Origin of the sequence: Meiothermus sp. (assembly GCF_025060375.1) — a bacterium.
Lineage (GTDB): Bacteria > Deinococcota > Deinococci > Deinococcales > Thermaceae > Meiothermus.
Map to the genome: position 1 here is coordinate 1 of NZ_JANXCG010000030.1, position 17406 is coordinate 17406.

The window sequence follows — 17406 nt, forward strand, 5'->3', positions numbered from 1 at the left end:
CAGAGGTCCAGGCTCGCTTCAGCCAGCGCAGGGCCCAGACCGAAGCCAGCAAAAGTCCTGCGGAGGTCCCAAAGGCGGCCAGGCTGACCTGTAGAAGGCTTGGGTTGATCTGCGGTCCTGAGGGGAGCTGCACAGCCTGGCCCGCCCAAAGGGCAGGGGCATGGGGCCACAACCGCAGGAGGGTAAAGCCCGACAGAAGGGCTACAATGCCCGCCAGGATGGCTAGGGCTAGCAGGGAGGCCCACAGAAGCCCCCTTTGGGCTTCCTGAAGAGCGTTTGGCCCTTGGTCTTTCAACGCCATACACCCGCCTCAATATGGACTACTCTGCCCACCCCCGGGGTCTCGAGGCCTGCCAGGATGGCCTGGGGCAGGCTTTCAGCATAAGCCAGAAGCGCCGCCCGGCGGTGGGCGTCCAGCTCGGTGTGCCACTCGTCCACCAACAGCAAGGGGGCCTCATCGTAGTGGGCCCAGAGCAAGCGGTGTTCAGCAAGCCGCAAGGCCAGCGCAATGCTGCGGCACTCCCCGCGGCTGGCAAACCGAGCGGCCTCTCGGCCTGAGAGGAAGATTCGTAGGTCGTCGCGGTGGGGGCCTACGCTGGTGGAGCCGCGCTGTAGGTCTTCAGGAAGGCTGCTCTCCAGGGCCTCCAAAAAGTGTTCTGGCGCCGCGGTCTCGGACAACTCCAGCCACAACTCGCCTGGGGCCAGCTCGCGGTAGGCCTCGCGGGCTAAGGGGGTCAGCCGCTTGAGCATGCGGCGGCGCAGGCTGAGGATCTCGCTTCCGTACTTTGCCAGCTCGGTGTTCCAGATTTCCATGCCCGAAGGCACAGGTCTGCTTGCCTTTTCCGCTTGGCGTAGGCTGGCCTTGAGCAGGGCATTGCGCTGTTGCAGGGCGCGGTTGTACTGGCTCAGCATGGCCCGATAGCGGGCCGAGAAGCGCGAGAGCAGCACGTCCAGAAAGCGACGCCGTTCTTCTGGGGGGCCCAGCACCAGTGCCAGGTCGTCGGGGCCTAGGCGCACTGCCCCGGGAAGCTGGGCCAGCTCGCGCAAGGTGGCGGGGGCTTCGTTTAGGCGGTGTTCACGCCCTTCTTGGCTTAAGCGGGCCTCGAGCCGGCTTCGACCAAACTGGGTTTCCACCTCTGCGTACAAGGAGGCCTCGCTTTTGCCGAAGGCGATGCGCTCGAGGGTGCCGTTGCGCAGTTCCCCGCCCAGCACCAGTTCAATGGCCTCCAAAAGGTTGGTCTTACCCTGGGCGTTGCCCCCCACAATGGTGGTAAGCCCTCCCTCAGGGATGAAGACTGGGGTGGCCAGGTTTCGGAAGTTTTTCTGGCCGAAGCGCAGCAGGCGCACCTCGTACTAGGCTAAAAGCCCGGGCGCCAGTAGACAAGTCCACTGCCTACCGGTGGTTTTGCCTGGGCTTTTTGGCCCCTCCAGAGCGCCTGGCTCGGCTCGCCCAGCGCGATGAGCAGGTCCAGGTGGGCTAGGGCGATGGCTCAGACCTTGACGCGGCCCTGCTTCAGGCACTCGGGCGGAGAGCGCTACCTTTTCCTGCTCAGCGGTAAACGGGCCGTCAGGGTAGCCTCAGCGGGCAGACCTGGGGCCGCTCTGCGGTCTCGCATAGCTCGCTCGGCGCGGCCTTCTCTGGGGGTGAAGCCCCTTTGTGCAGAGCTTGAACCGTGTAGGGAGAGCTCCCGGATTGGGGGGAGGCCCAGAAGTGGCACCCCCAGGGCAGTGGGAGCACCAGCTCCCTCGCCGGGAGTGCCGACCACCCAGGGCCTGGGGAACCAGACCCAGGTTGTGGCTTTGGGTCCTCACTCGATTAAGATGGCCCCATGAGCTTCGAGATGGCGGCTGTGGGCCTGGCCCTGCTTTCGGCCCTGTCCTGGGGGGCGGGCGACTTTAGCGGTGGGTTGGCGGCCCGGAAGCTCAGCCCCTACCGGGTGGCCCTTCTGGTGCAAATCACGGGCTTTTCGTTTTTCGTCCTTATGGCCCTCGGGCGGGGCGAAAACCTATATCCTTCCGACCTGCCGTGGAGCCTGGCGGCCGGTGCTGCAGGGTGCCTGGGGTTGGTCTTCCTCTACCGGGCCTTTCAGGCCGGGCAGATGGGCTTGGCGGCCCCGGTGGCCGGGGTGGTGGGGGCATCTCTGGCTGCACTGGTGGGGGTGTTTTTGGAGGGGACGCCCGCACCGGTGCAGCTTTGGGGCTTCGGGGTGGGGCTTTTGGGGGTGTGGCTGGCCTCCCAGTCGGGGGAATTTGGCAGACCCTCCCTGGGGCTTGGCTACGCAGCCCTGGCAGGTCTGGGGTTTGGCGGCTACTTCGTGCTCATAGACCGGGTGGAAGGGCTCTTCTGGCCCTCCGCCTTCGCCAAGCTGACCGCCGCTGTCCTCGTCTTGGGCTGGGCCCTGAGGGCTTTCCCAGGACCTCGGCAGGAGCTGGGCCGCTACCTGCCGTTGCTGATCCTGGCGGGGCTTCTAGATGCCGGAGGCAACGTGTTTTTCCTGGCCGCCGCCCAGGCTGGCCGGCTGGACGTGGCCGCGGTCCTCTCCTCGCTGTATCCGGCCTTCACGGCCGTGCTGGCCTGGGCTCTGCTGCGGGAGCGGCTGCGGCCGGGCCAGAACCTGGGGGTGCTGCTCTCCCTGGTGGCCATCGCGCTGATTGCCGCTGGGTGAAGCTGGCTCAGGCGTTGTGGGCCTCCACGAACCACAGTAGCTTGTCGCAAGCGCGGGAGATCTCTGTGCAGATATCGGCGGTGTCCTTATCGCCCAGGCTGTCGGTGTGGTCTATGAGGGCGCGTACCTGCTGGCCGAAGGCCGCCAGGGAGCGGGAGAGGGCGGCGGTGTGCTCGGAGCCCTGGGTGATCTCGAGGGGGTAGGGGGGGAGACTGGAGCGCTCCACTACCACCTGTGCGGTTCCCTCAGCGGTGCCGCCGAGCTGCACGATGCGCTCCGCCAGCAGGTCAGCCCAGCCATCAGCGGCCTCGGCCACCCGGTCAAAGAGTTCGTGCAGGCTGATGAAGCTGGGCCCCTTTACGTTCCAGTGGGCCGACTTGGCCTGGGCATAGAGGTCCATCGCGGCGGCCAGGGCAGGGGCTAGGGCCTCAATCACTGCGGTGCGGGTCTTTTCCGGAAGATCGTTTTGGGTGGGATGCAGCGGGGTTTTTGTGCGGGCTTTGAGCGCCATCTTGACCTCCTAAGCCTCAGGATACCCCCTACCTGGCCCTGCGTCCAACCACCTCCCCTCAGCGCTCCAGTATGCGGAAAGCGAAGCTTACCTCGAGCCGGATGTTCTCGTCGACGCTCAAGACCACCAGCACCCGCGGCTGGACCAGCCCGAAGTCGCGGAAGGTGAAGCTGGTGCGGGCTTGCAAATAGGCGGTATCGCCTCGGAATTCTACCTCCCCTTCCCAGGTCACGCTCCGGCTGACCTCCCGAATCTTCAGGTCGCCAACGATTTGCACGGGGAATTTCCCGCTTTGCGGTAGGGGAAAGCTGAGGCCGCGCACTTCTTTGGGGACGAACTCGGCTACCGGGTACTGGCCAGTATTGAGCGTGTTCCGGCGGATGTAGTTGTCCCGCCGAGGTTCGTCGCTGGCCAGGGCGTTCAGGTCTACCGTAAAGCGCGAGCCTTCCAGGGCCCGCCCGTTTCGGTCGAGCCGCACCACGCCCTGCACCCCTTTGCTGGTTCCCACCGCGTCGGTGGGGAAATTGAGGCCCGCGAGCTGTTCGCGCACCCGGTAGCGGGCCTCGCTTTGGGTGGGGATGAGCTCGAGGCGGCTTTGGGCCTGGGCCTGGGCAAGGCCCACCAATCCCAGCAACACAAAGAACCAGCGGTTCACCGGGCACCTCCTACCGCTTGGAGAGCAGGGAGATCAGGTTTTTTAGGTTCTCGGCGGCCCGGGGCTGCTCCTTGAAGGGGTTGTAGGGTTTGCCCTGAGCGATGGCCTGGAACAAGCCGCCACGCCCGCCCGGGGCCTGTGGGCCGCCTGCTTGGGCACCCTGTCCCTGGCGCTGACGAGCCTCTTCGCGGCGCTTGAGAATGGTCTCGTCCATCCACTTGAGCTGGGCAGGGGTGAGGATGGCGTCCTCAATGGTCCCCAAAATCCTAGCCGCCTCGGCGGGCTTGAGGTCAGGGCGGTTTTGCAGGTCGCGCAGAATGGGCAACAGCCTTTGGGCCTGGGCCTTGGTAAAGGCCAAGCCGCGCTGCTTGTCCAGCTCCTCCATTAGGCCGATGGTGGTCACCAGGTCAAAGACCGGGCGGTAGGCCTCAAAGCGCTGCCGCATCTCTGGGGAGAGGTTGGGCGGCCCCCCCTGAGCTAGGGCCAGGCCAAGGGCCAGCAGTGTCCAAAAGGCGACGGCTCTTCTCATATCCCTTCCCTCGTTTAGGCTAATCTTGCAATAGATCTGTGTAGGAAAGATAAAGGACCGGATTGACCCATGCACGCCGACCTTCTGACCCCTGCACCTGTTTTGGACTCGCCCCCTGCGCACCTCCCTACTGGAAATCTGGATGTGCACGTGGAGGCCTGTCCCAAAGCCCCCCTGGTAAATCGGCTGGGCGTGGTTTCGCTTGCCCTGGACGGTCTGCTGGACTGGGTGGGCGAACCTCTTTTGGAGGTGCAGGGGGAAGCCTGGCGTTCTTCCCGCCTTTGGGACTGGGTGCCCCAGTGGGAGAACGAGCGGCTGCGGGCTACTCTGCTGGCCCCCTGGGGCCAGCGAGGGCTAGCCCTGCGCCTGGAGCCCAAGGCTCCGGGGCCTATCCGGGCAACGGGCGCCTTGAGCTACCTGGGGCTTAGGCGGTTTGGGGAGGAGCGGCTTCGGGTTTCCTTCCACTTCGACCATGACCCCTGGACGGGGAGCTACCTGTTGGAGGCCCGCGCCTACCGCACCCTGCTGGCCCTAGGCCTCCAGGGCGACCCACCCCCTAGCTGGGTGAACTGGGGGGAGCGGTTTGAGTGGGTCTGGGAGGGAGGGCCCGTAACCCTCTACCTAGGCCTGGCCCCTGAGGCCGATGGGGCCCGCACCACCGCCCTGCACCTGCGGCGGGTGGGTTGGGAGGGCTTGCTCGAGGGAACACAGCGCAAGCTGGCCTCGCTTTACGAAGCGTACCGCGGCCCTCTTCCCGAGGTCTACCGACGCCACTTGGTGTTCAGCTACTTCTACGCCCAGGCCGACAGCTTGGAAGGGGAACCGGTGCTTCTCACCTCGCGGAGCCCTCACTACTACGTTTCGGGAGCCTACTGGGCCCGGGACGCTTTGCTGTGGTTTTTCCCCGCGCTGCTCAGGGTCGACCGGATGCGGGCCAGGAAGGTGCTTAGGGCTGCTTTCTTGCGCTACGCTCGCTGGCCTGGGGAGCACGCCCAGTACCTGAGCGGCCCGCCTCTGTACCCTGGCTTTGAGCTTGACCAGGCCGCGGCTTACCCCCTGGCCCTGGCCCGCTACCTCGAGGTGGCCGGACCGGACCCGGCGCTGTTGATCGAGCTAAGGGAGCCCCTGGAGGGGGTACTGGGCCGCATACGGGAAGAAAAGCACCCTAGCCTGCCCCTTTACCGGACCTTTCTTTCCCCTACCGACGACCCAGTGCGTGAGCCCTACCTAACCTACGACAACGCCCTTCTGTGCGTGGCCCTGGAGCGCCTGGCCCCCTTTTGGCCTGAAGGCAAGGGGCTTCAGCAGGAGGCCCGCGCCATCCGCGAGACCCTCTACCGCCAGGCCGGTCGCAACGGCCGCTTTGCCTACAGCTTTGAGCCAGGGGGCGCACACACCTTCGCCGACGAGCCGCCAGGTAGCCTCCTGCTCCTGCCCTACCTGGGTTTTTGCGACCGCCAAGACCCCCTTTGGCAGGCCACCGCCCTCTGGGTGTTGAGCGCCGACAACCCCTACCATTTTGGGGGCCGCTTCGGTGGAGAGGGCTCGGTGCACTTCCCCTTCCCTTCGGGTTTCTCTCTGGCCAACCGCATCCTTTCGGGGCTGGTGCGGCCCGCCAATGAGGCCCTTTTGGTCCTGGAACAGGCCCCCCTCGACCAGGGGTATGCGCCGGAGTCCTTTGACCCCAGAACCGGTCTGGCCCGTACTGGGGTAGGGTTTGCCGCCCTGGCTGGGCTCATCGCCCACACGCTGGCCGGGGGAAGGTAGGCTACGGTGCGCTTGCGGCCTGCACCAGTCCGGTGAAGTCCTGTCCGGCCGCCACCGAGAGGGCGGCGAGGGCTTTCCAGTATGCGCTCACAGCCTGCACCAAAGCGTACTCGGCGCTTTTTAGGGAGACTTGGTCGGTCTGGAGTTGCAGGGCTGAGATGGTGCCCGCCCGCAGCGCAGCCTGGCTCTGCTCTACCAGTTTCTGGGCGTTGGTTACGTTGGCTTGGGCCAGTGCGATGTTTTTGTGGGCGCTTTGGGCTGCCTGGTAGGCGTTCTGAAGGCTGGTGAGGGCGTTTTGCTGGGCAGTTTGCAGCGCGCGGAGGTTGTTTTCCAGATTGAGCCTGGCGCTGTTGAGCTGCACCGCTGGGGTGTAGTCGTTGTCCGCTAGCTTGACGTTGAGCTGGGCCAGCTCTACCGCCTGTTGGGCTTGGAGTACGCTGGGGAGCCGCTCGAAGAGGTTTTTGCGCAGCGCTTCCAGGTCGGCCTGCAGGGCTGGGGTGGACGGGGGCGGGGCCACGGCGACGTTGCCCAGATCGCTCAGGCCCAGCAGCGCGGCGAGTTGAGCGGCCAGCACTGGGAGCTGGGCCTGGGCGGTGGTGAGGGACTGCCTCGAGCTGTCCAGGGTGGTCTGGGCCCGGGCTACATCCAGCGCAGTGGCGTTCCCAGCGGCTAGGCGGGCTCGGGCCACCTCTAGATTGCGCTGGTTGAGGGCCACTTGGGCTTGGTACAGGGCCACATTCTGCTGGGCTTCGTACAAGCTTAGGTAGGCGTTCACCACGCTTTGCATCACGCTAAGGCGGGTGGCCTCCAGGTTCACCTGGGCCAGCCTGGCGTTTTGCTCGGCCTGGGTAAGGGCCACAATCAGGGTGCTGGGGTCGGCTTTGAGCGCATTGAGCTGCAGGGTGGCGTTCTGTAGGGTGGCCTGGGCGCTTTGCAGCGTGGGCCCCTGGCGGTAAGCCTGAGAGAGGGCCTGAACTAGGGTCAGGGTGTTCTGGGCTTGGGCGGTGGGCAGAAGCAGTAAAAGCCAGAGGAAGCGAACGGGGTTCATCGAATCCCTCCTAGGGTGGCGGTCAGGTCGGTTCCCAAGGCGACGTGTAGGGCCAGACCAGCAAGCTGGGCTTGGGCGGTAGCGGCCTCCAGATTGCGCCGGGCTTGCCGTAGACTCAGCTCAGCAGCCTGCACCTCCACTGCGGTGCCGGTGCCGGCTTGGAGACGGGCTCGAGCGGTGCTCAGATTTTGTTCGGCAGCCTTGAGAGCACTCTGCGCTGCGGCAACGCTCGCTTTCGCGGTTAGGAGATTCTGGTACTTCTGGCGCACGTCCAGCTCAGCGGTTTTGCGAACCGAGTCCAAGGACAGCTCGGCGGCCTTGAGGGCGGTCTGGGCCGAGCTAATCCGGCTTTCGGCGGATGGGTCGGCGATGGGGAGGTTGAGCGAGAGGCCCACCGCCCAGCCCTGCTGGGTACTGCTCCCCTGCACCAGGGGAACTCCTGCAGAGAGCGATAGGGTGCCGTTTTTTAGGTTAAGACCGGCCGAAAGGCTGGCGCTGGCGCCGCTATAGCCCGCGCTCAACGCGGCGTTGGGCAGGAGCCGGTCCCGCTGGGCGCTGGCCAGGTTGGCCTGGGCCTCCTCGAGGCCCAACGCGGCCCGTAGCACATCCGGCCGCTGAGCTAGGGCCCGTTGTATCAAGACATCGAGCCCCTCGCTGGGCAGCTCGGGTTCCTGGGGGGCGGTGCTCGGCAGGCCGAGCTGCTCGGGGCGCAACCCCAGGGTGCTGGCTAAGGTGAGGCGGGCCAGCTCCAGCGCCCCTTGGGCGCTCACCAGCCCTGAAAGGGCGCTGTCTAGGTTTTGCTGGGCGGTGAGCAGGTCGCTTAGGGTGGCGCTGCCGGCCTGGTTCTGGGTCCGCACGATTTGGAGCTGCCGCTCCCGCAAGGCCACCGTGGCTTGGGCGATTTCCAGGTCGGCCTGGGCTTGACGCAGGTTGAAGTACTGGGTGCAAACGCTGAGGTAGAGGTTGTTGCGGGCCTCCCGACGGGTTAGATCGGCGCGCCTTAGGCCCCGCTCGGCGCTGGCCACGGCGTCAGCGCTGCTCGACCAGGGAAACACCCCCAGGCTGGCGGTGGCTGAGAGGGAGAGGCTGCTGCCGCTGGGTTCCCGTAGGACGTATTCGGCTCCACCCGAGAGGCTAAGCCCACGTGCAGCCAGGGCCGCCTCGAGCTGCCGGACTGCGCTTTCGTAGGTTTGGTCGGCGCTTTGCCAGTCCAGCGTTCGGGGCAGGGCTTCCAGCGACTGGGAGAGGGTTAGGCTTCCTTGGGCTAGGCCCGGGGGGGCCAGGGCCAGCAGGACAACGAGGGGAACAAAAAGTCGCTTCAAGCGGTACCTCCGCGTTTGGTATGTTCGGCGACTCCCGTGTATGCGCCCAGTACAAGATATGTAGGTTTGGTGAAGGCGCATTGGTCCCAAGGCGGATCTCTTGCTACAATGGGCCTAAAATCCTGGTTACAGGATAGGCAGGGGCTTTTGCCCAGCTAAAAAGCTGAGCATGGAGAGGCTGGGCAACCACCGGCTGTTGCCCCGGCCTGCGGCCCGGACCTGCTCCGCGCTGTCTTTACCTTAAGTAATAACCATCTTCGTTTTTTGTTATAACAAATTTGTTATGGCTCCAAAGAACGGGCTCCATGGGGCTCTCTTGCCTTTGGTAATTGGGAGCCAGGCCCTTGACGCTTGTACCCCCACTCCGTATAAGCTGAGGCCGTGTTGTCATGAGAACGGTAGCTGTTTTCGCCTTGGGCCTGGGGGCCCTCCTCACACCGGCCTTGGCGGGCCCGGTGGTGGACTTTGACCGTTGGTACCCTTATCCCCAAGCCCAGCAGTATGCCCAAGCCTACCGCCGCATTCTGATGGTCTATTTCTGGGGTCATGGCTGCCCCTACTGCGAGCAGATGAACACCTTTGTCCTTTCAGACGGGGCTGTTTCCCGAATTCTGGCCCGCAGGTATGTGGTGGCGAGCGTGGACGCGCACAGCCCCGAGGGCCAGTCCCTCTCGCGCCAGATGCGGGCTTTTGGTACCCCCACCTTTGTCTTTCTGGTACCCCATGAGGGTGCCTGGAAAGAGATAGGGCGGCTGTTCGGCAGCCGCCCTCGGGCGCAGTTCCTGCGCGAGCTCGAGCAGTTCTGCGCTAAAGCGGGAGGTGAAGGTTGTGAATAGGAGAAAGTTTCTCAAAGCTTCGGCGGGCGCCCTGGCCGCTTCCGTGGTGGTCGGCCGGGTAGGTTCGGCGCTGGCCCAGGGCGGGCTAGAGGGCGAGGACATCGCCAACCTGGAGAAGGGCCTTCAGGCCAGCCTGGGCAAGGGCTACAAAGACCTCGTACCCTCCCAGGCCATCAAGCTGACGGCCCCCGCCATTGCCGAGTCGGGAGCGAACGTCCCGGTGGAAATCGAGGTCAACCTGCCGGCCGAGCAGGTCAAAGCCATCCACTGCTTCTGCGACAAGAACGCCAACCCCCTGCTCTTCAGCTTCCAGCTCCTCGGTGGAGGGGTGTTGCCCTACTACGCCACCCGCGTGCGCGTGGCCGAGACTGCGCCGGTGCGGGCGGTGGTGGAGACCAAGGATGGCAGGCTGCTGGTGGCCTCGCAGGGCGTTCGGGTGACGGTAGGAGGCTGCGGTTAGTTTCGGAGGTTTGAACCATGAACATCCTGATTCGCTTCAATCCAGCCAGGCCCAAAGCCGGTGAGGAAGTTCGCGTGCAGATTGTGATTCAGCACCCCATGGAGCCCGGTACCCGCCGGGACGCCAGCGGGAAGCTGATACCGGCCGACCACATCAACGAGCTGACCGTACTTTTTGACGGGCAGCCGATTGCCACGGTGAAGCCCGGCCCTGGCACCAGCGCCAACCCGCTCTTCGCCTTCAAGATGAAGGCCGCCAAGGCTGGCCAGATCAAGGTCGTGGCCAAGGATCTAACCGGGAAGTCCGGTGAGCGCACCGCCGACCTAGCCCTGGCCTAAGGAGCACGCCCATGGGCCGCTTCTGGCGTCTTCTGGCGGCCTTGGCCCTGGCCCTGGGGGCCTTGGGGGCTTCGGCCCAGGAGGAGGATGATCCGGTAAAGGAGGCGGAGAAGCAGAAGAAGCAGCTCTTGGAGCAGAGCGGGGGCATCCTTCCCAGCGACCTGTACGTCCAGCAAGGAGAGGAGCTGTTCAAGGCCAAACGGGGGCCCAAACAGGCCAGCCTCGAGGCCTGCGACTTCGGCCGGGGGCCGGGTAGGCTCGAGGGGGTGGTGGGCCGGCTGCCCCGCTACTTCTTTGACACCCGACGGGTAGAGGACCTGGACTCCCGAATCCGCACCTGCATGATCCGGCTCCAGGGCTTCCGCCCCGAGGAGATCCGGCGCAGCGAGGTGGTGGCCATCGCCTTCTACATCGCCTCGCTCTCCAACGAGCAGACGATGTACGTGCGGCCCCTTATGCCGCAGGAGAAGAAGCTCTACGAGCTGGGCGAGAAGCTCTTCTACCTGCGCGCTGGTCCGCGCGACATGGGCTGCGCCTCGTGCCACGTGACCTACGTGGGCCGCCGGGCTGGGGTGCTGCCCTACTCCGACCTCTTGGGAGACAAACGGGTAGCCAGCCACTGGCCGGCCTTCCGCTACTCCAACGACCAGGCCTGGACCATGGCCGACCGCATCCGGGCCTGCTACGCCAACCTGGGGATGCCCGCGCCGGACTTCTATTCCGAGCCCATCATCGCGCTGACCCTCTTCATGAACGCGCAGGCCAGGGGGGCACGGATGGACCTGCCGGGGTTCATACGCTAGGAGGTGGAGGGTGCGTCGGTTTTACCTGATCGCTTTGCTGGCCTTCCTGGGCCCGGCCAGTGGCCAGCCGGGCCCCGTCTACATCACCCCTGAGCTCCAGCGGCTCATCCAGGCAGGTGGGCAAAACTACGCCAACGTGCTTTTGAGGCAGGCCCCGGACCAGGCACTCTGCTCCATCCACCGCAACCGCTTGCCCCCGGAGGTGCTGGGCTCCTTCATTGAGGAACAGCGCCGGCTCATCAAGTACCCCGAGGGGGGGCGGCTGATGGGCGACTGGAAGCGGGGTGAGGCCATCTACAACACCCTGGCTCGAGGCAACTGCTTCTCCTGCCACGTGGGCTCGCCCCTCAACATTGGCGGCAACGTAGGGCCTAGCCTGGAGAAGTACGGCCAGAGGGGTACCTCGGAGGCTGTTCAACGCTATACCTACGAGGTGATCTACAACCCTTGGGCCTACTTCCCCTGCACGGTGATGTACCGCTTCGGCCACGGTGGGCTTCTGAAGCCCGAGGAAATCGCCGATGTGGTGGCCTACCTGCTTGACCCTTCCTCGGACTTCAACACCAAACCGGCGCTGAAGCGCTGAGTGAAAAATTGCGGCTTCTTCCCACTGCGTTTGTGGGGGAGAGGGGGACTTCTACGACTCGACGCGAACTGGCACGGTTTCTGCTGGCCCTTGGCTTAACCTCTCCTAGGGCCTTTGCGCAGGCCATGGACCGCCCGGAGCGGCTCTACGACGTCCCGCCCTTTGGCGACGTGACCCTGCTTTTCAGCACCGACCTGCACGCTCAGCTAAGGCCCCACCACTTCATGGAGCCCCCCAACCTGCTGGCCCCCAAGCCGCTGGAGGGTCGGCCCGGCTACCTGGCCGGGGAGGCCATGCTGCGCTACTACGGCATCCGGCGGGGGAGCCTGGAGGCCTATGTTTTCTCCTCGGTGGACTTTGCGGCCCTGGCCCAGCGTTTTGGGCCCATGGGCGGGGGGGCCCATATCGGCACCCTTATCCGCCGTCAGCGGGCCGCCGCGGGGGAACGCCGCACCTTGGTGCTGGATGGAGGCGATAACTGGACCAACTCCGGCATCTCCTTGCTCACCAAGGGGCAGGTCATGGTGGACTGGATGAACCGGGTGGGCTTCGACCACATGGTCTTTCACTGGGAGTACACCCTGGGCCGGCCCCGGGTGGAGGAGCTGGTCAAAGAGCTCAAGGCCCAGGTGGTGAGCTTCAACATCGTGGATGACCTCTTCGGCGACCCCATCTACGAACCCTACCGCATCCACGAGATAGGGGGCTACAGCCTGGCCATCATCGGCTCTACCTTCCCCTACGTGAAGGTCTCCCACCCCGAGGAGTTTTCCGAGGGGCTTTCCTTCGGCGTGCGGGAGAAGGAGCTACAGCGCTATGTGGACGAGCTGCGGGGCAAGGGGGTAGACGCCATCGTGCTTCTCTCCCACAACGGCGTCCCGCTGGACTCGGCGATTGCCGAGAGGGTCAGCGGCATTGACCTGATTCTCACCGGCCATACCCACGACTATACCCCCCGTCCAGCCCGCTTCGGGAACACCTGGCTGGTGGCGGGTGGGGCTGCGGGTAAGGCGGTGGTCCGGGTGGACCTCAAGCTTAGGAAGGGGGGCATTCAGGAAATCCGGCAGACCGTGCTGCCTGTGGCGAGCAACCTAATCCAACCCGATGCCGACCTGGTGGAGTTTGTGGAGGGAGCCTATGCCCCCCACAAAGCCTACCTGGACGAGGTGCTGGGTACAGCCGAGACCCTCATCTACAAGCGCGACTCCACCTACTCTACCTTCGACGAGCTCTCGGGCCGGGCCATTCAGGCCTTCTACCCCGAGGTGGAGGTGGCCTTCAGCCCGGGCACCCGCTGGGGTACGGCCATCCTCCCGGGCCAGCCCATCACCATGGACCGGTTGCTGGCCTACACCGCCTTCACCTACCCTGAGGTGTACGTCTTCAAGCTCAAAGGGGAGAGGCTTTTGGCCGTCCTGGAGGATGTGGCGGCCAATGCCTTCAATCCCGATCCCTTCTACCAGCAGGGAGGGGATATGAGCCGGGTCTACGGACTTGCCTACGACCTGGCGGTGAATGCGCCCACCGGCCAGCGCATCCGCAATGTGGCCATACGGGGGCGGCGGCTTGACCCGAACCGCGAGTACGTTGTGGCGGCCTATGGGGGTCGGCTGCAGCGCAGCGGCACCATCCTGGAGAAGTACACCCCCAGGCCCATCTATGACATCATGGCGGAGTACATCCGTCAGCTCAAAACCGTTAGTGTCCCACCTCGCCCCAGCATGCGGGTGCTGGACCATCGCTATGTACTGCCTGGCTGAAGGAGGTTCGCTTTTGTGAAAGGGAAGCGGTTGTTGTTCTGGTTTGTGGTAGCTGTGCTTTTGGGGGTGGCCCTCTCGCAGCAGAGCCCCTTTCAGCAGCGGGTGAACCAAGCCATTCAAAGCGGGGGGCCGGAATTCCAAAGGAGCATGCAACAGGACCCAGACCAAGCCCTTTGCTCCCAGTACCGCGACAGACTACCCGCGGAGCTGGTGCCAGCCTTCCTGGAGCGGCAGAGGAAGCTCATCAAGTACCCCGCCGATGGGAAGCTAATGGGGGATTGGAAGAAAGGGGAGGAGCTTTTTACCAACCCCCGCAAGGGCAATTGTTATGCCTGCCACACGGGCGATCCCAGGGAAGCGGGGGCTGGCAACATGGGGCCTGGCCTGGTGGGGTACGGCGCACGGGGCACCAGCGAGGCGGTGGTGAAGTACACCTATGACAAAATCTACAACGCCTGGGCCTCCATGCCCTGCTCCCTCATGTACCGGGCCGGCTACCACGGCATCCTGAGCCCGGAGGATACTGCCCACATCGTGGCCTTCCTGCTTGACCCGGCTTCGCCGGTGAACGCCAACCTCAAGAGGTGAGTATGCGTAGAAACCGCTTGTACCGCGTGTTGGGGCTGGCCTTGCTGGGGTTCGCGCTGGGGGTGGCCCTGACCCAAAGCCAGCAGGAGCTTGACCCCTACAAGGAGGCCGAGCGGCAGCGGGAGCTGTTCCGCCAGACCGCAGGGATTCTGCCGGGTGAGCTCTACGCTGCTCAGGGTGAGGAACTGTTCTATGCCAAGCGGGGGCCCAGGCAGGTGAGCCTTGAGGCTTGCGACTTTGGCCTGGGGCCGGGGAAGCTCGAGGGGGCCCTGACCCAGCTGCCCCGCTACTTCGCCGACACCAGGCGGGTAGAGGATCTGGAAACCCGCATTGTGAGCTGTATGGTTCGGCTCCAAGGCTTCAGGCTTGAGGATATCAAGCGCGACGAGGTGAAAGCCCTGGTGGCCTACGTGGCCTCTAAGTCGAGCGAGATGCCCATCAACGTGGTGCCCCGCACCTCGCAGGAGGTCGCCATGTACAACCTGGGCCGCGAGCTCTGGTACCACCGGGCAGGCGACCGGGATATGAACTGCGCCATCTGCCATGAGAGCTATGCGGGCCGCAAGGTGCGGCTCTCGCCGGTGCGCAGCCCGCGCCAGGGGCTTTCCAATGAGTGGCCGGCCTACCGCTTTGAGGCCGATAAGCTCTACACCTTGCAGGACCGCATCGCTTTCTGTTACGAGTCCATCGGCATTCGCCCACCCGTCTACTACTCTGAGCCCTACATTGCCCTCTCCATGTACATGCTGGCGGAGGCCACCAAGGGCAAGAACAGGTTCACTGAGATGCCGGGTTTTACCCGCTAGAGGAGATGGCTATGCGTAGGGGAATGTTGGTGCTGGTGCTCCTGGGCGGCCTTGGGTTGGCGCAGGAGATGACCCCCGGGGCCCTGCTCCAGTTTGGGAGTTATCTCAAGAAGGTTAACCCCGCCAGCTACCTGCTCTACGCCGCCGAGGCCAAGGACTACGTAGAGGTCTTTGAGCCCTTCATCCTGGACGTGCGCACCAATGAGGAGCGCGCCAGGGGCTTTATTCCTGGCTCGGTACACATCCACATCAGCCAGCTGCCCGACCGCCTGGCCGCGCTGCCCAAGGACAAGAGCAAGCCCATTTTGGTCTACTGTGGCACCGGTCATGTGAGTGCGGTGGCCGCGGCTTATCTGCGGGCGCTGGGCTATACCGAGGTTAAGAACCTGAATGGGGGATTCAGGGCCTGGCTCGAGCTGGGCCTTCCCGTAGAACGACCCTAGGGGGTGAACCGTGCGCGTGCGTCTGTTGCTGCTGATGGCTGTCCTGATGATCTCCGGAACCCTGGCCCAGTCCTTGGAGACCACCCTGCGCGGGGTAGGTGTTGCTGAAGCCCAAGCCCGGGTGGAGGCTGCCTTGGCCGCCCAAGGGCTTAAGGTGGCCCGGACACTCAACCTGGGGGGCCAGGTCAAGAACTTTAAGGCCGACTTCCCTGACTATCTCCTGCTCGTGCTGGAGCCGGAGGAGGGTACCCTGGCCGCGGTGCAGGAGAACTTCATGACCGCCATCATCCTGCCCCCCACGGTCTACCTTCACGCGGCCCAGCCCGGCGCTGTAACCGTCGGCACTTTTGACCCCGACCTGATGTTCGGCATGCTGGGGGTCAAAAACACCAAGAGTCGGCTCCTTGGGGCCAAGCTCAAGGCGGTAATTTACAGCCTGGGCCTGCCCCGCCGGGTGGCCCCAGCCATGATGCCTGATCCCCGTTCGGGGATGATGCCGGTCCTGCTCTACCAGGTGGAGGGGGGTAGCGCCGAGGAGCTCACCTTGCTCATCGAAAGCGAGCTGAGCAGCAACGGCCTGAACGTGCTCCCGGCAGTCAAGATGGGCAACGTGACCGGCATACACCCCTGCAAGAGCGAGTGGGCCTACCAGATGTTCATGACCCAGCCAGCTGGCGGCTTTGCTGCCCCCTGCCGCTTCTTCGTGATGCCGGTACAGGGCGGGGTTCTGGTGGGGGCGATTGAGCCGATGCTCATGAGCATCATGCCTGGTGTGGCCCAGAGCCAGCCCACCATGAGCATGTTGCAGGAGGCCCGGCGGGTAATGAGCCAGATCCTCGAGGCTGTAGGGGGACGTCCCTATCGCCCGGGGCAATAAGCAGCATAACCTTTGGTTATGAACTCTTCGGCCTGGAGCGAATCTGATAAGCTTATGACACGCCCAAGCGCTGGACCTGAAACGCCAGGGGTTCGCCCTGGTGCGGGCTTGGGCCACGGGGAGGAGCTATGAGCAAGGTAACGCGGCGCAAACTACTGAAGGCGGGGGCGTTGGCTGGGGCAGCAGCAGCCACCCAGGGATTTGCCCAGGAGTTCTTCAGCAAGCCCAGCAGCGTGCTGGGGCCGGCTCGGGGAAACCGGGTGGTCATCATCGGAGGAGGCTGGGGCGGGGTGAGCACCGCTCGTCACCTGCGGCGCAAGAACCCCAACATCGAGGTGGTGCTCATAGAGAAAAACCCCGCCTTCATGTCCTGCCCCATGAGCAACCTCTACCTAGGTGGGGTGAAGGACCTCGACTTCATCGTCTTTGACTACGCCAACGTGGCCCGGGCAGGGGTCACCATCGTCAACGAGCGGGCGATTGAGGTCAACCGAGCAGGCCGCTACGTGCGCACCACCAGCGGCATCATCTTCTACAACTACCTGGTGGTCTCCCCCGGCATCGACTACATGTACGAGGCCATCCAGGGCTACAGCGAGGTCAAGCAGTTCTTGCCTGTGGCCTTCAAGCCCTGGGAACACATCGCCCTCAAGCGCCAGCTCGACAACTTTGAGGGTGGGGACATCGTGATCTCCATCCCCCGGCCGCCTTACCGCTGCCCGCCTGGGCCCTACGAGCGGGCGGCCATGCTGGCCTACTACCTCAAGACCAACCGCATCAAGGGCAAGGTGATCGTGCTGGACGCTAACCCCGGCCCTATCTCCAAGGGTCCGGGCTTCACCGCTGCCTACAACGACCTCTACAAGGACTACATCCAGTACATCCCCCAGGCCGAGGTCACGGCCATTGACTACGGCAAGAAGGAGGTCAAGACCCCGCTGGGCGAGTTCAAGTTCGACCTAGCCAACATCATCCCGCCGATGAGGGCCAGTGAAATCGTGCGCACCGCTGGGTTGGGGGACCGCTGGGTCAACGTGCGGCTCCCCACCTTCCTATCGGAGGTGGACGACCGGGTGTACGTGATCGGGGACGTGATCGGCAACGCCCCCTTCCCCAAGAGCGGCCAGGTGGCCTACAACGACGGCAAGATTATCGCCGACCACATTGCCCAGCGCATCGCGGGGAAGCGGCTGGACGAGATTGAAAACCCCTTGCCTGACAACATCTGCTACAGCTTCGTGAGCAACGAGGAGTCCATCTGGGTTTCCCACAAGCACACCTGGGACGCCGCGGCCCGCCAGGTGCGCCAGCAGTCCACGGTGGACAACAACCGCTCTAAGCCCAACGGCGCGCTGGCCTTCGAGTGGGCCCGGGGTCTGTGGAGCGACATGTTTGGGCCTGGCGCCTGAAG

20 protein-coding genes are annotated in these 17406 nt (G+C 64.5%); 13 read left to right on the plus strand and 7 right to left on the minus strand.

The genetic code is table 11. The annotated features are described in order from the left end of the window. Together NZ849_RS03865 and recF are read right to left on the minus strand one after the other, a co-directional pair. Positions 1 to 301: hypothetical protein (locus NZ849_RS03865; RefSeq protein ID WP_295404334.1), on the minus strand; the 301-nt coding region annotated here is incomplete at its 3' end. Next, complete coding sequence (gene recF, locus NZ849_RS03870; RefSeq protein ID WP_295404337.1) at positions 292 to 1347, minus strand: DNA replication and repair protein RecF; 1056 nt, start codon at positions 1345 to 1347, stop codon at positions 292 to 294. The genes recF and NZ849_RS03865, both read right to left, overlap by 10 nt. 482 nt (positions 1348 to 1829) lie before the next feature. Between recF and NZ849_RS03875 the strand changes: the two genes are divergently transcribed. After that, positions 1830 to 2666 carry a DMT family transporter gene (locus tag NZ849_RS03875; RefSeq protein ID WP_295404340.1) on the plus strand — a complete coding sequence of 279 codons (837 nt, stop codon included), beginning with the start codon at positions 1830 to 1832 and terminating at the stop codon, positions 2664 to 2666. A gap of 7 nt (positions 2667 to 2673) precedes the next feature. On the opposite strand, the gene dps is transcribed toward NZ849_RS03875, so the two are convergent. Genes dps through NZ849_RS03890 form a run of 3 tightly spaced genes read right to left on the minus strand, consistent with a single transcriptional unit; the run spans position 2674 to position 4361 of the window. Further along, on the minus strand, positions 2674 to 3177 hold the full coding sequence (dps, locus tag NZ849_RS03880) for a DNA starvation/stationary phase protection protein Dps (protein WP_295404343.1): 504 nt from the start codon (positions 3175 to 3177) through the stop codon (positions 2674 to 2676). Between the two features lie 58 nt (positions 3178 to 3235). Next, on the minus strand, positions 3236 to 3832 hold the full coding sequence (locus NZ849_RS03885) for a YceI family protein (RefSeq protein WP_295404345.1): 597 nt from the start codon (positions 3830 to 3832) through the stop codon (positions 3236 to 3238). A 10-nt stretch (positions 3833 to 3842) separates the two neighbouring features. Next, on the minus strand, positions 3843 to 4361 hold the full coding sequence (locus NZ849_RS03890) for a hypothetical protein (protein WP_295404348.1): 519 nt from the start codon (positions 4359 to 4361) through the stop codon (positions 3843 to 3845). A gap of 69 nt (positions 4362 to 4430) precedes the next feature. Between NZ849_RS03890 and NZ849_RS03895 the strand changes: the two genes are divergently transcribed. After that, positions 4431 to 6128, plus strand: a complete 1698-nt coding sequence (locus NZ849_RS03895) for a glycoside hydrolase family 125 protein (protein ID WP_295404351.1) — start codon at positions 4431 to 4433, stop codon at positions 6126 to 6128. A gap of 1 nt (position 6129) precedes the next feature. Here the strand turns inward: NZ849_RS03895 and NZ849_RS03900 are convergent, their stop codons facing one another. After that, on the minus strand, positions 6130 to 7176 hold the full coding sequence (locus tag NZ849_RS03900; protein WP_295404355.1) for a TolC family protein: 1047 nt from the start codon (positions 7174 to 7176) through the stop codon (positions 6130 to 6132). After that, complete coding sequence (locus NZ849_RS03905) at positions 7173 to 8498, minus strand: TolC family protein (RefSeq protein ID WP_295404358.1); 1326 nt, start codon at positions 8496 to 8498, stop codon at positions 7173 to 7175. The genes NZ849_RS03900 and NZ849_RS03905 overlap by 4 nt, the downstream gene beginning before the upstream one ends. Positions 8499 to 8887: 389 nt before the next feature. On the opposite strand from NZ849_RS03905, the gene NZ849_RS03910 reads away from it, so the two are divergent. From NZ849_RS03910 to NZ849_RS03960, 11 genes are all read left to right on the plus strand, one after another. Then, positions 8888 to 9334, plus strand: coding sequence for a thioredoxin family protein (locus NZ849_RS03910; RefSeq protein WP_295404362.1), 447 nt, complete (start codon positions 8888 to 8890; stop codon positions 9332 to 9334). After that, complete coding sequence (soxY, locus tag NZ849_RS03915; protein ID WP_295404366.1) at positions 9327 to 9794, plus strand: thiosulfate oxidation carrier protein SoxY; 468 nt, start codon at positions 9327 to 9329, stop codon at positions 9792 to 9794. Before NZ849_RS03910 ends, soxY begins: the two co-directional genes overlap by 8 nt. Before the next feature lie 17 nt (positions 9795 to 9811). Then, complete coding sequence (gene soxZ / locus NZ849_RS03920; protein ID WP_295404370.1) at positions 9812 to 10132, plus strand: thiosulfate oxidation carrier complex protein SoxZ; 321 nt, start codon at positions 9812 to 9814, stop codon at positions 10130 to 10132. Positions 10133 to 10143: 11 nt separating this feature from the next. After that, complete coding sequence (soxA, locus tag NZ849_RS03925; protein ID WP_295404374.1) at positions 10144 to 10935, plus strand: sulfur oxidation c-type cytochrome SoxA; 792 nt, start codon at positions 10144 to 10146, stop codon at positions 10933 to 10935. 46 nt (positions 10936 to 10981) lie between these two features. Next, a complete protein-coding gene (gene soxX, locus NZ849_RS03930; RefSeq protein ID WP_295404456.1) occupies positions 10982 to 11521 on the plus strand; it encodes a sulfur oxidation c-type cytochrome SoxX in 540 nt (179 codons plus the stop codon). A 68-nt stretch (positions 11522 to 11589) separates the two neighbouring features. Further along, positions 11590 to 13281, plus strand: a complete 1692-nt coding sequence (soxB, locus tag NZ849_RS03935; RefSeq protein ID WP_295404460.1) for a thiosulfohydrolase SoxB — start codon at positions 11590 to 11592, stop codon at positions 13279 to 13281. 15 nt (positions 13282 to 13296) lie between these two features. Next, entirely contained in the window at positions 13297 to 13869 is a 573-nt protein-coding gene (soxX, locus tag NZ849_RS03940) for a sulfur oxidation c-type cytochrome SoxX (protein WP_295404379.1), read from the plus strand. 2 nt (positions 13870 to 13871) lie between these two features. Next, a complete protein-coding gene (soxA, locus tag NZ849_RS03945) occupies positions 13872 to 14675 on the plus strand; it encodes a sulfur oxidation c-type cytochrome SoxA (protein ID WP_295404383.1) in 804 nt (267 codons plus the stop codon). Between the two features lie 11 nt (positions 14676 to 14686). Continuing rightward, on the plus strand, positions 14687 to 15118 hold the full coding sequence (locus NZ849_RS03950) for a rhodanese-like domain-containing protein (RefSeq protein WP_295404387.1): 432 nt from the start codon (positions 14687 to 14689) through the stop codon (positions 15116 to 15118). Between the two features lie 34 nt (positions 15119 to 15152). Continuing rightward, positions 15153 to 15995, plus strand: a complete 843-nt coding sequence (locus tag NZ849_RS03955) for a translation initiation factor 2 (protein ID WP_295404463.1) — start codon at positions 15153 to 15155, stop codon at positions 15993 to 15995. 128 nt (positions 15996 to 16123) lie between these two features. Beyond that, positions 16124 to 17404, plus strand: coding sequence for an FAD-dependent oxidoreductase (locus NZ849_RS03960; protein WP_295404390.1), 1281 nt, complete (start codon positions 16124 to 16126; stop codon positions 17402 to 17404). The last annotated feature ends 2 nt before the right edge of the window (positions 17405 to 17406 follow it).

Coding starts and splice junctions, on each gene's coding strand:
- soxA (WP_295404383.1), top strand. CDS start 13,872: ATGCGTAGAAACCGCTTGTACCGCGTGTTGGGGCTGGCCTTGCTGGGG.
- NZ849_RS03950 (WP_295404387.1), top strand. CDS start 14,687: ATGCGTAGGGGAATGTTGGTGCTGGTGCTCCTGGGCGGCCTTGGGTTG.
- soxA (WP_295404374.1), top strand. CDS start 10,144: ATGGGCCGCTTCTGGCGTCTTCTGGCGGCCTTGGCCCTGGCCCTGGGG.
- NZ849_RS03960 (WP_295404390.1), top strand. CDS start 16,124: ATGAGCAAGGTAACGCGGCGCAAACTACTGAAGGCGGGGGCGTTGGCT.
- soxZ (WP_295404370.1), top strand. CDS start 9,812: ATGAACATCCTGATTCGCTTCAATCCAGCCAGGCCCAAAGCCGGTGAG.
- dps (WP_295404343.1), bottom strand. CDS start 3,177: ATGGCGCTCAAAGCCCGCACAAAAACCCCGCTGCATCCCACCCAAAAC.
- NZ849_RS03895 (WP_295404351.1), top strand. CDS start 4,431: ATGCACGCCGACCTTCTGACCCCTGCACCTGTTTTGGACTCGCCCCCT.
- NZ849_RS03900 (WP_295404355.1), bottom strand. CDS start 7,176: ATGAACCCCGTTCGCTTCCTCTGGCTTTTACTGCTTCTGCCCACCGCC.
- NZ849_RS03910 (WP_295404362.1), top strand. CDS start 8,888: ATGAGAACGGTAGCTGTTTTCGCCTTGGGCCTGGGGGCCCTCCTCACA.
- NZ849_RS03955 (WP_295404463.1), top strand. CDS start 15,153: ATGGCTGTCCTGATGATCTCCGGAACCCTGGCCCAGTCCTTGGAGACC.
- NZ849_RS03875 (WP_295404340.1), top strand. CDS start 1,830: ATGAGCTTCGAGATGGCGGCTGTGGGCCTGGCCCTGCTTTCGGCCCTG.
- NZ849_RS03890 (WP_295404348.1), bottom strand. CDS start 4,361: ATGAGAAGAGCCGTCGCCTTTTGGACACTGCTGGCCCTTGGCCTGGCC.